At 62.0% G+C, this 14,420-nt stretch carries 8 protein-coding genes; 1 reads left to right on the plus strand and 7 read right to left on the minus strand.

Going from position 1 to position 14,420, the window contains the following annotated elements:
- Positions 1–55 precede the first annotated feature (55 nt).
- Positions 56–697: a bifunctional 4-hydroxy-2-oxoglutarate aldolase/2-dehydro-3-deoxy-phosphogluconate aldolase gene (eda, locus tag BCY88_RS39275; protein WP_120349441.1), complete on the minus strand. Its 642-nt coding sequence runs from the start codon at positions 695–697 to the stop codon at positions 56–58.
- A gap of 11 nt (positions 698–708) precedes the next feature.
- Positions 709–2,571 carry a phosphogluconate dehydratase gene (edd, locus tag BCY88_RS39280; RefSeq protein ID WP_120349442.1) on the minus strand — a complete coding sequence of 621 codons (1,863 nt, stop codon included), beginning with the start codon at positions 2,569–2,571 and terminating at the stop codon, positions 709–711.
- 294 nt (positions 2,572–2,865) lie between these two features.
- Here edd and BCY88_RS39285 point away from each other — a divergent pair, with 294 nt between their 5' ends.
- Complete coding sequence (locus tag BCY88_RS39285; RefSeq protein WP_120349443.1) at positions 2,866–3,711, plus strand: MurR/RpiR family transcriptional regulator; 846 nt, start codon at positions 2,866–2,868, stop codon at positions 3,709–3,711.
- Between the two features lie 275 nt (positions 3,712–3,986).
- Here the strand turns inward: BCY88_RS39285 and BCY88_RS39290 are convergent, their stop codons facing one another.
- The 5 genes from BCY88_RS39290 to BCY88_RS39315 form a co-directional block, all read right to left on the minus strand.
- Entirely contained in the window at positions 3,987–9,905 is a 5,919-nt protein-coding gene (locus BCY88_RS39290; protein ID WP_120349444.1) for a YadA-like family protein, read from the minus strand.
- Positions 9,906–10,454: 549 nt separating this feature from the next.
- Positions 10,455–10,871, minus strand: a complete 417-nt coding sequence (locus BCY88_RS39295) for a CopD family protein (protein ID WP_120349445.1) — start codon at positions 10,869–10,871, stop codon at positions 10,455–10,457.
- 162 nt (positions 10,872–11,033) lie between these two features.
- A complete protein-coding gene (locus BCY88_RS39305) occupies positions 11,034–12,305 on the minus strand; it encodes a glutamate-5-semialdehyde dehydrogenase (protein WP_120349447.1) in 1,272 nt (423 codons plus the stop codon).
- A 334-nt stretch (positions 12,306–12,639) separates the two neighbouring features.
- Positions 12,640–13,758 carry a DNA polymerase III subunit delta gene (gene holA, locus BCY88_RS39310; protein ID WP_120349448.1) on the minus strand — a complete coding sequence of 373 codons (1,119 nt, stop codon included), beginning with the start codon at positions 13,756–13,758 and terminating at the stop codon, positions 12,640–12,642.
- A 96-nt stretch (positions 13,759–13,854) separates the two neighbouring features.
- Positions 13,855–14,406, minus strand: a complete 552-nt coding sequence (locus BCY88_RS39315; RefSeq protein WP_120349449.1) for an LPS-assembly lipoprotein LptE — start codon at positions 14,404–14,406, stop codon at positions 13,855–13,857.
- Positions 14,407–14,420: the final 14 nt, after the last annotated feature.

Genomic DNA, 14,420 nt, shown 5'->3' on the forward strand with positions numbered 1-14,420 from the left:
ACGGGGCTCCTGATGTCGGACCCTGCTGGCCGGTTAAAAAGCGTGCCGTTTCAACTTAATGAGCAGGCGCGGCCAGTTCGCTGGCGGCACGTGCGAGGCGCGTAACTTCGTCCCAGTTTTGCGCGGCGAGCGCGGCTTTCGGCGTAAGCCACGAACCGCCGACGCACACGACGTTCGGTTGCGCGAGGAAATTGATGGCGCTTTCGGCCGTGATGCCGCCGGTCGGGCAGAATTTCAGCGTCGGGAACGGGCCGTAAAACGCCTGTAGCATCGGAATACCGCCGGCTTGCTGCGCCGGGAAGAACTTGACGATCTCGTAGCCGAGTTCCAGCGCCGTGATGATGTCGCTCGGCGTCATCACACCCGGCAGCAGCGGCAGACCGGCGTCCTGTGCGGCCTTGTGCATGTCCTTCGTGAGACCCGGCGAAACGCCGAACTGCGCACCCGCCTTCTTAGCCTGCGCGCAGTGTTCCGGCTTCGTGATGGTGCCGACGCCGACGACGATGTCTTCCGCCAGATGACTCGCGCGCTCAATCGCTTCGAGACCTGCTGCGGTGCGCAACGTGATTTCGAGCACCTTCACGCCGCCGGCATGCAACGCGCGCGAGACATTCTCGCCCTGCTCCGCCGAGTCGAACGCCAACACCGGAATCACCGGGCCGAGGCGCACGATGTCGCTTACTTTCTTTGCCGTCATAGTCAGACTCCTTAATTCTGCAGCGCGTGGCTTGCGTGAACTTCACCCACCATCGGGCCAAATACCGAAGCGCCCAGTTCCGCGGGCGCAGCCGCCGCACGGAAGACGCCAAACAGTTCCCGGCCGAAACCGACCTCGTTTTCCGCCTGATGCTGCGGCACGGCTTCCGGCCGCGCCGCCCATTCGGCCGCATCGATTTCGACGTCGAGCACGCCGGCTTCAGCATCGATCACCAGCATGTCGCCTGTGACCACCTTGCCAATCGGCCCTTGCAGCAGCGCTTCAGGCGAGACGTGGATCACCGCCGGCACCTTGCCGGAGGCGCCCGACATGCGCCCGTCGGTAACGAGCGCAACGTGGAAACCTTGATCCTGCAACACGCCGAGCAACGGCGTCAAACGGTGAAGCTCAGGCATGCCGTTTGCGCGGGCGCCCTGGAAGCGCACCACCGCGACAAAATCGCGCTTCAGCTCGCCCTTGTCGAAGGCTTCCTGCACCGCTTCCTGCGAATCGAACACGATGGCCGGCGCCTTCACCTTGCGATGTTGCGCCGCAACCGCCGAAATCTTGATGACCCCGCGTCCCAGCTTGCCCTGCATCAACCGCAAGCCGCCGTCCGGCTGGAACGGTTCCTTGATGCCGCGCAGCACGGCCGTTTCATGGCTCTCGGTGGCGCCCGGCACCCAGGTCAGCTTACCGTCGAGCAGCTTGGGTTCTTCGGTGTAGTGGTGCAGGCCCTTACCCGCCACCGTGTTGACGTCTTCGTGCAGCAAGCCGCCTTCCAGCAGATTGCGGACCAGGAATGCAACGCCGCCCGCGGCGTGGAAGTGGTTCACGTCGGCCTTGCCATTCGGATAGATCTTCGCGAGCAGCGGCACGCTTTGCGACAACTGGTCGAAGTCGTCCCAGTCGATCACGATGCCCGCGGCACGCGCAATCGCCACGAGGTGGAGCGTGTGATTGGTCGAGCCGCCCGTCGCCAGCAGCGCGACGATGCCGTTGATGATCGCCTTCTCGTCGACCACATGGCCGATCGGCGTGTAGTTGCCGCGCTCCACCGTCAGATCGAGCACGCGGCGCGCGGCTTGCGCGGTGAGCGCGTCGCGCAACTGCGTGTGCGGATGCACGAAGGCCGAGCCTGGCAGATGCAGGCCCATCACTTCCATCAGCATCTGGTTGCTGTTCGCGGTGCCGTAGAAGGTGCAGGTGCCCTGGCTGTGGTACGCCGCGGCTTCCGCTTCGAGCAGCGCGTCGCGGCCGCATTGGCCGGTGGCGAAGAGCTGACGCGTCTTGGCTTTGTCGTCGTTCGAGAGACCACTGCCCATCGGCCCAGCCGGGACGAAAATAGTCGGGATGTGGCCGAATTGCAGCGCGCCAATCAGGAGACCCGGCACGATCTTGTCGCAGATACCGAGGCACAACGCCGCGTCGAACATGTTGTGGGTGAGCGCGACCGCCGTGCTCATGGCGATGGTTTCGCGCGAAAACAGCGACAGTTCCATGCCCGCATTGCCTTGCGTGACACCGTCGCACATGGCCGGCACGCCGCCGGCGAACTGCGCCACGCCGCCGTTTTCGCGGGCGGCCTGCTTGATGATGTCGGGGTAATTCTTGAACGGCGCGTGCGCGGACAGCATCTCGTTGTACGAGGACACGATGCCGATATTCGGCTCGCGGATCTGCTTGATCACCAGCTTGTCGTTGCCTTCGAGGCCGGCGAAGCCGTGGGCGAGGTTCGCGCACGACAGCGCGCCGCGCACCGGAAACTTGCCTTGAGCCTTATCGATGCGGGCCAGATAGGCGGCGCGAGTGGGCTTGCTGCGCTCGATCACGCGTTGCGTGACTTTAAGCAATTGCGAATGCGGGGAAACCATCGAAGCTCCTTCGTCGCTGGCGGAGGCGAACAGGCGCGCAGGGCCAGGTGGGGGTCGCGGGGAAGTCGGACTCAAGCCGACCACGAGAGTTTAGTAGAAAAACTACACGATCGCAACGCAGATAATTTCAGCACCCGCACCATTCATCATTCGTCGCAGCGCACCACCTGGCGTCGTCTCAACCGAAAACTGGCCGCACCTAGGGAATACACCTACTGCACGATATGTAGTTTTTGTACATCTCCAGCAATCAGCTATAGTCCACGCATTCTTCAGCATAGTGCGAGTTTTCCGATGATGCTGTCCCAGGTCGAAGAGATGCGCGACCAGTTGCGCCCCTCCGAGCGCAAGCTGGCCGACTACGTGATCGAGGCGCCGCGCGAGGTGCTCGATCTGTCGATGAACGAGATGGCCGCGCGCGCAGGGGTGAGCCAGCCGACCATCGCGCGCTTTTGCCATGCTTTGGGGTTTTCCGGTTTCCGCGAGTTCAAGATCCGGCTCGCGCAGGGGATCGCCGCCGAAGTGCCGGCCGTCTATCGTGACGTGCGGCCGGACGAACCGACGCCAGGCGTCGCCGCCAAGGTGCTCGACCGGACGATCGGCGCGCTGATCCAGGTGCGCAACAACCTGTCATCGGACAGTGTGGCGGCAGCCATCACACTGCTTACGCAGGCAAAGCGGATTGAGTTCTACGGCGCGGGCGGGTCCGGCATCGCCGCGCTCGATGTGCAGCACAAGTTCTTTCGCCTCGGCATGCCGAGTGTTGCGTATTCCGACCCGCATACGTTTCTGATGTCGGCAGCGCTGCTGGGCGAAGGCGACGTCGTGGTGGCGATATCGAACACGGGGCGCACCCGCGACATCGTCGATGCGGTGAAGTCGGCGCTTGCCGCGGGCGCCAGCGTGATCGCGATTACGCACGGCAATTCGCCGCTCGCGCGCCTCGCGACGGTAGGGCTGTTTGCAAACGTGGATGAGGATACGGACATCTTTTCGCCGATGACCTCGCGCGTATCGCATCTGGCGATTGGCGACATTCTGGCGGTAGGCGTGGCGCTGAGCCGCGGGCCGGAACTGGTTGAGAAGCTGGCGCAGGCGAAAGATATCCTCAACCGACGAAGGATCGATCCGCGCGGGTGATGCTAGTGGTGCGGCAACCAGCAAGGGGGATGCGGCCTGGTCAGCGCCGCGCGGCTTGCCGCGTGCCCTGGCGAAACGTCGAAGCTCGGCTCGCCGAATCTGAAACGGTGCGCATCAGGCGCGACTGTATTCCTAAAGATCCAGGCGTAAAGGCACAAACGAAACGGGCTCCCTTCAGTTCACCGAAGGGAGCCCGTTCCACTTGCACTGCTAACTGCCTAGACCCAGCTCACAGAAAGCGGCCAAACTGCGCCGCCTGTCACCACATCAAACACTTACCACTGATACGACGCACCGGCACCGACAGTCGTTTCGCTGCCGCTGATACCCGCCCCGATCTTGACCTTCAGGTTCTGCGTGATACGAGCGGATGCGCCCACCGCGGCGGCTTGGTAGCCCTTGTAGCTGCCACCGGCCACGCCGATTGCCAGCGTCTTGCCCGGATCGACTTCCGGAATCATCGTCAGCGCGGTGGCGGCTGCGACACCGCTGTAAGCAGCACGCGCGGTCTCGCCAATGGCCGACTGCATCTGCCTGACGTTCACCGCATCTGTCGGCGCCGTGCCGTTCGCGACGTTGGTGATCCGGCGCTCGTTGCCTTGCGAGCCGACCGACACGGTATTCGCCTGATCCGCCACCGAACCCGAACCGATCGCCACCGAGTTATCGCCGCTCGCCTGCGAGCCGCCACCCATTGCGACCGCGTTGTTGCCCGTCGCTGCTGCCGCCGGCTGACCGCCCGTGTTGATCGACATTGAGGCGTTGCCGGTCTGCTGCTGGTTCTGCACCGACTGTGTGAGATCGGACAGTTGCTGGTTGGTATTCCACAACTGCGCGCCGGTCACTGCATCGGTGCTGGTTGCCGACAGTTCGCCATCCTGAAGGTTGGTCAGCTTGACAGCCGGTGCACCCGTCGAGCCTCCGAGGGTTACCTGATTGTGCGCCGACGAGTCATACGACACCGCATTGGCCACCGAACCGCTCATGGTGCCGACCGTGCTCTGCAAGCTGGCGATGTCCGAGGTGTTCTGCGTGACCCGGCCGTCGATATTGGTGATGGCCGCGCCGACGTTGTTTACGGTCGTACCGCCCACACTGTAGCTAGGCGCCGAGACCGTGCCGTCCGCGTTGACGCTCGAACCGCCGCCGAGCGCTGCCGCCGTGCTGGCTGCGTTCGCGTACAACTGCGAACCGTTCACCGCGTCGACGCTCGCTGCACCAACCGCACCCGCCGCGACACCCGTCACGACACGATTGCCCGCCGTGCCTGCCATGTTGACCCGCACCCCGTCCGTCGCACCGCCGACCAGCAGGTCGCGCGAAGTCGCATCCTGCGTGACGATCCCGATAGAGCCGTTGCTGATCTGCGTCTGCAGCGACGTCAGACCGGTGTCGAGCGTATCGAGCGCACCGCCGACCGTATTCTGCGTGCCGCCCTGCACGTGGTAGGTCGGACCGGTGACCGAGCCGTCGGCGTTGACCTGCGCGCCGCCGCCAAGCGACGACACGACCGGGCTCAACTGGCCAAGGTTGACCGCCGAGGTGTTCGTCGTGCCTGCCGCCACACCGAGCAGTTCACGCGCACCCGCGGTACCCGTGAAGTCGACGCTCAAGCCGCCCGTGTTGCTGGCGACCGTTACGGCACCCGTTGTCTGATCCTGCTGCACCAGACCCACGACGCCCGAGTTGATCTGGTTCGTCAGATCGGTTACGGAGCCTTCGACATTCGTGACACGCGTGTCGAGGTTCGTAATGTTGGTCGTGTTTTGGGCGATGTCGCTGGTGTTTTGCGCGATGTCGCTGGTGTTTTGCGCGATGTCGCTCGTGTTCTGGGCGATGTCACTCGTGTTCTTCGCAATGTCGCCAGCGTTCGTCGCGATGTCGCTCGCGTTCTTCGCAATATCGCCGGTGTTCTGTGCGATGTCGCTCGTGTTCTGCGCGATATTGCCGGCGTTCGTTGCGATGTCGCTGGTGTTCTGCGCCACGCTCTGGTTCGTTGCATACAGTTGTGAGCCGTTCACCGCGTCGACGCTCGATGCGCTCACCGCACCCGCTGCCACACCCGTCACCACGCGGTTGCCCGCCGTGCCCGCCATGCTGATCTGCACGCCGTCCGTCGCCGCACCAACCGTCAGGTTGCGCGAGCTTTGGTCCTGCTGCACCAGGCCCAGTTCGCCGTTGTTGATCTGGTTCGTGATATTGCTCACCGAGCCTTCAACGTTCGTCACACGTGAATCGATATCCGTGATGTCGCCTGCGTTCTTTGCAATATCGCTCGTGTTCTGGGCGATGTCACCCGCGCTCTTCGCGATGTCGCTCGTGTTCTGCGCAATATCGCTGGTGTTCTGGGCGATGTTGCCGGCGTTCGTTGCAATGTCACTGGTGTTCTGCGCCACGTTCTGGTTCGTCGCATACAACTGTGAACCATTCACCGCGTCGACGCTCGATGCGCTCACCGCACCCGCTGCCACACCCGTCACCACGCGGTTGCCCGCCGTGCCCGCCATGCTGATCTGCACGCCGTCCGTCGCCGCGCCAACCGTCAGGTTGCGTGAGACCTGGTCCTGTTGCACCAGGCCCAGTTCGCCGCTGTTGATCTGGTTCGTGATAGTGCTCACCGAGCCCTCAACGTTCGTCACTCGCGAATCGATATTCGTGATGTCGCCTGCGTTCTTCGCAATATCGCTCATGTTCTGGGCGATGTTGCCGGCGTTCGTTGCGATGTCACTGGTGTTCTGGGCGATGTCGCTCGCGCTCTTCGCAATGTCGCTAGTGTTCTGCGCCACGCTCTGGTTCGTCGCATACAGTTGTGAACCGTTCACCGCGTCCGCGCTTGATGCGGATACATCACCCGCCGCCACGTTGGTCAGCGTCGTGCCCGAAATGCCGGCCAACGTCACCTTGTCGTGCGCAGACGAGTCATATGCCACGGCACCTGACACACCACCGCCCAGGCTCGCGATCTGCGAGTTGATTGTGCTGATGTCGCTGGTGTTCTTCGCGATATCGCTCGTGTTGTGAGCGATGTCACCTGCGTTCTTCGCGATGTCGCTCGTGTTCTGGGCGATATTGCCGGTGTTCGTTGCGATGTCGCTGGTGTTCTGCGCCACGCTCTGGTTCGTTGCATACAGTTGTGAGCCGTTCACCGCATCGACGCTCGACGCGTTCACTGCACCCGCTGCCACACCCGTCACCACGCGGTTGCCCGCCGTGCCCGCCATGCTGATCTGCACGCCGTCCGTCGCCGCGCCAACCGTCAGGTTGCGTGAGACCTGGTCCTGTTGCACCAGGCCCAGTTCGCCGCTGTTGATCTGGTTCGTGATAGTGCTCACCGAGCCTTCAACGTCCGTCACGCGCGAATCGATATTCGTGATGTCGCCAGCGTTCTTTGCAATATCGCTTGTGTTCTGGGCGATATTGCCAGCGTTCGTTGCAATGTCACTGGTGTTCTGGGCGATGTCGCTCGCGCTCTTCGCAATGTCGCTAGTGTTCTGCGTCACGCTCTGGTTCGTCGCGTACAGTTGTGAACCGTTCACCGCATCCATGCTTGATACGGATACGTCGCCGGCCGCCACGTTGGTCAGCGTGGTGCCCGAAGTACCGGCCAACGTCACCTTGTCGTGCGCGGACGAGTCATATGCCACCGCACCTGACACACCACCGCCCAGGCCCGCGATCTGCGAGTTAATCGTGCTGATGTCGCTGGTATTCTTCGCGATATCGCTCGTGTTCTGGGTGATATTGCCGGCGTTCGTTGCGATGTCGCTGGTGTTCTGCGCCACGCTCTGGTTCGTTGCATACAGTTGTGAGCCGTTCACCGCGTCGACGCTCGATGCGCTCACCGCACCCGCTGCCACACCCGTCACCACGCGGTTGCCCGCCGTGCCCGCCATGCTGATCTGCACGCCGTCCGTCGCCGCGCCAACCGTCAGATTGCGTGAGCCCTGATCCTGTTGCACCAGACCCAGTTCGCCGTTGCTGATCTGGCTCGTGATAGTGCTCACCGAGCCCTCAACGTCCGTCACGCGCGAATCGATATTCGTGATGTCGCCTGCGTTCTTCGCAATATCGCTCGTGTTCTGGGCGATGTTGCCGGCGTTCGTTGCAATGTCACTGGTGTTCTGGGCGATGTCGCTCGCGCTCTTCGCAATGTCACCGGTGTTCTGCGCCACATTCTGGTTCGTCGTGTAGAGCTGCGAACCGTTCACCGCGTCCATGCTTGATGCGGATACGTCACCGGCCGCTACGTTGGTCAGCGTCGTGCCCGAAATGCCGGCGAACGTCACCTTGTCGTGCGCGGACGAGTCATACGCCACCGCACCTGACACGCCACCGCCCAGGCCCGCGATCTGCGAGTTGATCGAGCTGATGTCGCTGGTGTTCTGCACCACGCTCTGGTTCGTCGCATACAACTGTGAACCATTCACCGCATCGACACTCGACGCGTTCACCGCACCCGCTGCCACACCCGTCACCACGCGGTTGCCCGCCGTGCCCGCCATGCTGATCTGCACGCCGTCCGTCGCCGCACCAACCGTCAGGTTGCGTGAGACCTGGTCCTGTTGCACCAGACCCAGTTCGCCGCTGTTGATCTGGTTCGTAATAGTGCTCACCGAGCCTTCAACGTCCGTCATGCGCGAATCGATATTCGTGATGTCGCCTGCGTTCTTTGCGATATCGCTCGTGTTCTGGGCGATGTCGCTTGCGTTCGTCGTAATGTCGCCTGTGTTCTTCGCGATGTCACTCGTGTTCTGGGCAATATCACTGGTGTTTTGGGCGATATTGCCCGCATTCGTTGCGATGTCACTGGTGTTCTGCGCCACGCTCTGGTTCGTCGCGTACAACTGCGAACCGTTCACCGCGTCAGTGCTCAAGGCGGACAGCGTGCCTGCCCCCACATTCTTCAGCGTCGTGCCCGACGCACCGCCCAAGGTCGCCGTGGCTTTGGTCGTGTCGTCGTAGGCGACGAACGCATTCGTTGCGATACCGCTTGAATCGACCTTCAAACCCGCTGCTTGCAACTGACCATAGTTGACCGCATCGGTCGATTGCGTACCCGCCGTTACGTTGACAACTTGCCGTTCCGAGCCAACCGCACCCACGGAGACGGTGTTGGCGCGGGTCGCCACCGAATTGGCACCTAGCGCGACTGCGTTCGATACATTGACGCTCGCTCCGTAGCCCAATGCGGTTGAACTGACGCCATTGCTCCCAACGTTCGCGCGAACGCCAATGCCGACCGAAGACGCTCCCGCGGCGGTAACGGAATAGCCCATGCCTATGGCGTTAACCCCGTTGGCTGTTGACATATAACCGATCGAGGTAGAGTTACCCCCCGAAGCCAACGCATTCGCACCTACGGCTGTCGCAGAACCCGCGCTCGCTGTCGCACTGGCGCCGAAGGCGTTGGCGTAGTTGCCGCCCGCAACAGCGCTCGGACCCACGGCAAGCGCATTGCTCCCCGACCACACGGATGCGGCACTGCCCGAACCATACAGGGTAGCGACGAATTTGCTGGTTCCAGCAATACCGTTGATGGAGTCTTGCAGACCTCCCAGCGCACTGCCGACGTCGTGATAGGACATCCCACTAATGGTGTAAGTCGGCGTGGTCACACGACCGCTCGCATCCACGCTTGCACCGCCGCCTAACGCAGCCGCAATGCTTTGCGCCGTAGCCGTCAACTGACCAAAATTGGCCGCATCAGTCGCCGCCGTACCCGCTGCCAGGTTGCTGATTTTATTGCTGCCCATGTCGAGAGCGTTTAACACGAACAACCCATTGTTCGTAATCAGCAACTGGTCGGCGCCGCCCGCTCCCACGTGAGCAGTGTTGGAATCGGTCACCGTGAAATACGCACCCGCGTTGCCATTCGCGTCGTAGGAAACAACCCCTGCCTGCTGCGCGTCGCTGCTGGAGGCGCAATCCACACCCGTGCTGACCTGCGCGCCGTCCGCAGAGGAAATGCACGCCGAGTTGCTCGAGTCGGTGCCCAAAACGCCCGCAGCAAAAGAGTTGGGCGTCGCAGCCGCCTCAGACTTCACCGCTGTGCCGAATCCCACCCCAGCCGCCAGAAGCGCAGCGACCAGAACCTTCTGGTTGCGGCTCGACTTACCGCGGCTCCTGGCCGTTTCAGACGCGGCCACGTAGGTCCCGGTGGTTTCGTTCCATACGCTCTTGTATGACTTGTTCATGATTTCATCCTTCTGGATATCGGGTAGCTGGTTCTGTGCGGCGCGAGGTGTTTCAAGAGACTTGCGCGCGTCAGTCGGTAGCAGAAGGATGGAAATCAGGGCCGGCCAATTCGATATTTTCGGACCATCCCATTAATCCTTCTGGGATGAAGTCACTATAAATTTACGAATTTTTATACTTAATAGGACGATTCTTAAATGAAATCATCCATCATGAGTTTTCTCACGCGAGGCGAGATTTAATACGACATCAACTACGACAAAACACATACAGGCGAGCGCAATGGATGACATTGCCCGTACAATGGATGTCGGGCGAAGCTGCTGAATCGATGTTCAGATTGGGAAGACTACCAAGACACCGTTCGGTGCTGGTGAAAGTCGGATCGGCAAGAAAGCGACCCGAAGAGATCGAAATGAGACAAACGGCTATTTAACAGCCAAAACTTAAAAAAATTCGCTTATATAAATGAATATCGCGCACCAAACCCAATGGCGCGCGAATAATTATTATCAAAATAAAACAGTAAATAGGAAAATTCCTATTCATTAAAACGGCTTGATCACCACCAATGCCACTGCGGCCAGCATCCCCAGCACCGGCAATTCATTGAACATGCGGTACCACTTGTCCGTGCGACGGTTCTCGCCGCGCTCGAAAGTCCGCAGCAATACACCGCAATACGCGTGATAGATGATCAGCAGCACTACCACGCCCACCTTCGCGTGAATCCAGCCCTGTCCGCGTCCGATGCCCACCGCGAGCCACAACCACAGTCCACACGCCAGCGCCGGCACCGCGATAAACGTCATGAAGCGGAACAGCTTGCGCGCCATCGTCAACAATCGCGCGGTGGCCGCGGGTTCCGTCTCCATTGCCAGATTGACGAAGATGCGCGGCAGATAGAACAAACCGGCAAACCAGGAAGCAACCAGAACGATGTGAAACGTCTTTACCCAAAGCATCAATGGTCCTTGCGACTTGTATCGTGGAAATCAGCGCCCGTGGCGGCGCATTCGTAATGAAAAGACGTAGCCGGCCACATTTCCCAGCGGTGTTCGCGATTAAACGCGCAGACCACGGCGCTTATTCCAGCAACCGCGACCACGCACGCGGCCAACTGCGCTTTATTGCCGGCCTTCACCATGTCCGAGCACGACGTACTTCAGCGACGTCAATCCTTCCAGCCCAACCGGTCCTCGCGCATGCAACTTGTCGTTGGAGATGCCGATCTCCGCGCCCAGGCCGAATTCGAAGCCATCTGCGAAACGCGTCGATGCGTTGACCATCACGCTCGCAGAATCCACTTCGCGCAGGAAGCGCATCGCCCGGTCATGGTCTTCGGTGACGATCGCGTCGGTGTGCTTCGAGCTATATGTGTTGATGTGGTCGATCGCGGCGTCGAGATCGTCGACCACCTTGATCGCCAGCACCGGCGCGAGATACTCGGTGCGCCAGTCTTCTTCGGTGGCATCGACGAGCGGGGCGACGCCGGCGTCAGCCAACACGGCGCGCGCATCTGCATCCACGCGCAATTCGACTTGCTTGTCGCGATACAGCTTGCCCAAAGGCGGCAGCACTTCGTTGGCAATGCCGCGTGCCACCAGCAATGTTTCCATCGTGTTGCAGGTGCCGTAGCGGTGCGTCTTCGCGTTGTCGCAAACAGTCAGCGCCTTGCTCAGGTCCGCACGGTCGTCGACATATACGTGGCAGATGCCGTCGAGGTGCTTGATCATCGGCACGCGCGCTTCTTCCATCAGACGCGCGATCAGGCTCTTGCCGCCGCGCGGCACAATCACGTCGACGTATTCCGTCATGGTGATCAGCACACCCACGGCCGCTCGGTCGGCGGTACCGACCACCTGCACCGCGTCCTGCGGCAAGCCGGCGGTTTCCAGACCCTCGCCGATCAGCTTTGCCAAAGCCGTATTGCATTCGAGCGCTTCCGAGCCGCCCCGCAGAATCGTCGCGTTGCCGGATTTGAGGCACAGCGCGGCGGCGTCGATCGTTACATTCGGACGCGATTCGTAGATGATGCCGATCACGCCGAGCGGCACGCGCATCTGGCCGACCTGAATGCCGCTAGGCCGGTACTTGAGATTGCTGATCTCGCCAATCGGATCCGCCAGCGCGGCGACCTGGCGCAAGCCTTCGACCATCGTCTTCAGCGCCTTGTCGGACAGCGTCAAGCGGTCGATGAAAGCGGCGTCGAGGCCTTTCTCACGCGCACGGGCGACGTCACGCGCATTGGCTTCCTTCAGCAACGCAGCGTCGCGTTCGATCGCGTGAGCGACTGCGACAAGCGCGGCGTTCTTCGCCGCCGTCGACGCCCGCGCCATCGCACGCGAAGCGTGACGGGCGCGGCGGCCGAGGTCGGTCATGTACTGGTCGATATCCATAGTGATTCTCGTGGTGCCGCGCACATCGAGGTGTTGCGGACAGGCAGAATTAGCGAAAGATGAAACGATTGTAAGTCGGGTGACGGCGCTTTGCTTGGCCCGGCGCCCTCGGCAAGTCCAGGGTTTTCTGGCTCCGCCCAGTGACGTCGCTCGAAAATGCGGCCGTGGGCCGGTCTATCGGATCGGCACTGGACGCAGGATCCACACGGTACGCGTTGATGCGCAAAGTGACCGTCGCGAACGCGAAACCTGCTGGCGATACTCGCGGAGAGACTTACATCCCGGCGTCCCCATCTATTCCGCCGCGCGAAGCCGCCACCGCAAGCTATGCTCCTCAGCCCGGCCTTCGAATCGGCGCGCCGGACCCTACCCGAGGTCGTGGCGGCGGCACGGGCGCTGCTTTCGGCGAAGCCACCGTCATCGCCAGTTCGAACAGACCATCCCACGGATTGGGCGGCGGGTCGTTGCGATGATTGCCCGGCGTGCCGCCCGACAACCCCTTCACCTGCCGATCCAGGCGCGCCGCCAAGGCGAGCGCCTTCTCAAGCGTGCCTTCGGTGACACGCGACAGCGCCGGTCCGATCAGCCGCTCACGCGGCCCCCACACACGGTTCTCGCGCACCAGCATCGCGAGGGGTTTGCCGGCCGCAACGCCGCGCTTGATCCGCAACAGCGTCCGCACTTCTTCGACAACCGCCCACAGCACCAGCACCGCGGCCTCGCCTTCTCCGCGCAGGCCGTCGAGCATGCGTGATAAACGGCCGACATCGCCCGCCAACATCGCCTCGTTCAGCTTGAAAACGTCATAACGGGCGACGTTCAGCACAGCGTCCTGAATCTGTTCGAAGCTCAACGAGCCGGCCGGATACAGCAGCCCGAGCTTCTGAATTTCCTGATGCGCCGCGAGCAGGTTGCCTTCGACACGCTCGGCGATGAACGCCAGCGCGCGCCGCCCTTCCTCGCCTGCGGCCACCCGCTGGCCCTGAGCCGCGAGCCGTTGCCCGACCCAATTCGGCAACTGCGCGCGCTCCACCGGATCGATTTTCAGCGCCACGCCGGCATCGGACAGCGCGGTGAACCACGCCGACTTTTGCGTGGCGGCATCGAGCCGCGGCAGGGTGATCATCGTCAGCACGTCGTCATTCACGGCAGCGGCGAGCGCTTTTAACGCATCCGCGCCTTCCTTGCCGGGCTTGCCCGATGGAATGCGCAATTCGACCAGTTGACGATCGCCGAACAGCGACATCGATTGACTCGCGCCCAGCAGCGAACTCCAGTCGAAACCACGCTCGACGGTGAACACCGAGCGATCGGTGAAACCAGCCGCGCGCGCCGCGCCACGAATCCGGTCGCACGCTTCCTGCGCAAGCAGATGCTCGTCGCCGTACACGACGTACAGTCCGGCGAGTCCCTTGGCGAGATGCGCTTCGAGCGCGTCAAGTCGCAGTTGCATGGCTACCGATCGGCGAGGTTAAGCGAGTACATGCGCGAACACATGCGCGCGTGCCCAAACACGTGCAGCAAGCTGAACGAAGACACAGCGCGCTGCTCACAGCGGCGGCGGCGGCAACGGTGCGCGCGGCGCAACCGACGGCACTTGCTGACCCGGCGCCGGATGCAGCGAGCGCACCAGCGACAGACGGCGCGTCAACTGGTCGATCGCGTCGCTTTCCATATCTGCGAAGAGAATGTCGGCTTCAGCTGCCTTGGCCTGTGAGTACTGGTCGCTATAGGTCATCGCGCGGTTCAGCGCAATCACGCTCGGCGGGATCAGCACCGTGCCGTCCTTGCCGACCAGCGTGTAGGTCATCGAGAGATTCATTGCATATTCTTCGACGACACCCAGCGAGTTCAGCGTGAGCGTATTGACGCCGCGGCCTTCGGTAATCTGCAAGGTTGCGTCGGCATTCGCGACGGACGTGACCACCACCGTGTCGCTGCCACCTTGCACAAGGCGGGTCAGCCGCGCGCCGGCCGCTGCCGAACCGCCGGAGATATAGAGTCGTTTGAATGCGTAGTCCTGCTGGCCGCGCAGCTGGAAGCCGCAGGCGGACAACATCAGCACGCTGCACGCCAGCGTCAATAACGATCTGCGAGTCACATTGGCTCCTGGTT

The sequence above is a fragment of the Paraburkholderia fungorum genome (assembly GCF_003610895.1).
Lineage (GTDB): Bacteria > Pseudomonadota > Gammaproteobacteria > Burkholderiales > Burkholderiaceae > Paraburkholderia > Paraburkholderia fungorum_B.

What these genes read in the sequence shown, in the direction of transcription:
- eda (WP_120349441.1), bottom strand. Translation starts at nt 697, where the DNA reads ATGACGGCAAAGAAAGTAAGCGACATCGTGCGCCTCGGCCCGGTGATT.
- edd (WP_120349442.1), bottom strand. Translation starts at nt 2,571, where the DNA reads ATGGTTTCCCCGCATTCGCAATTGCTTAAAGTCACGCAACGCGTGATC.
- BCY88_RS39285 (WP_120349443.1), top strand. Translation starts at nt 2,866, where the DNA reads ATGATGCTGTCCCAGGTCGAAGAGATGCGCGACCAGTTGCGCCCCTCC.
- BCY88_RS39290 (WP_120349444.1), bottom strand. Translation starts at nt 9,905, where the DNA reads ATGAACAAGTCATACAAGAGCGTATGGAACGAAACCACCGGGACCTAC.
- BCY88_RS39295 (WP_120349445.1), bottom strand. Translation starts at nt 10,871, where the DNA reads ATGCTTTGGGTAAAGACGTTTCACATCGTTCTGGTTGCTTCCTGGTTT.
- BCY88_RS39305 (WP_120349447.1), bottom strand. Translation starts at nt 12,305, where the DNA reads ATGGATATCGACCAGTACATGACCGACCTCGGCCGCCGCGCCCGTCAC.
- holA (WP_120349448.1), bottom strand. Translation starts at nt 13,758, where the DNA reads ATGCAACTGCGACTTGACGCGCTCGAAGCGCATCTCGCCAAGGGACTC.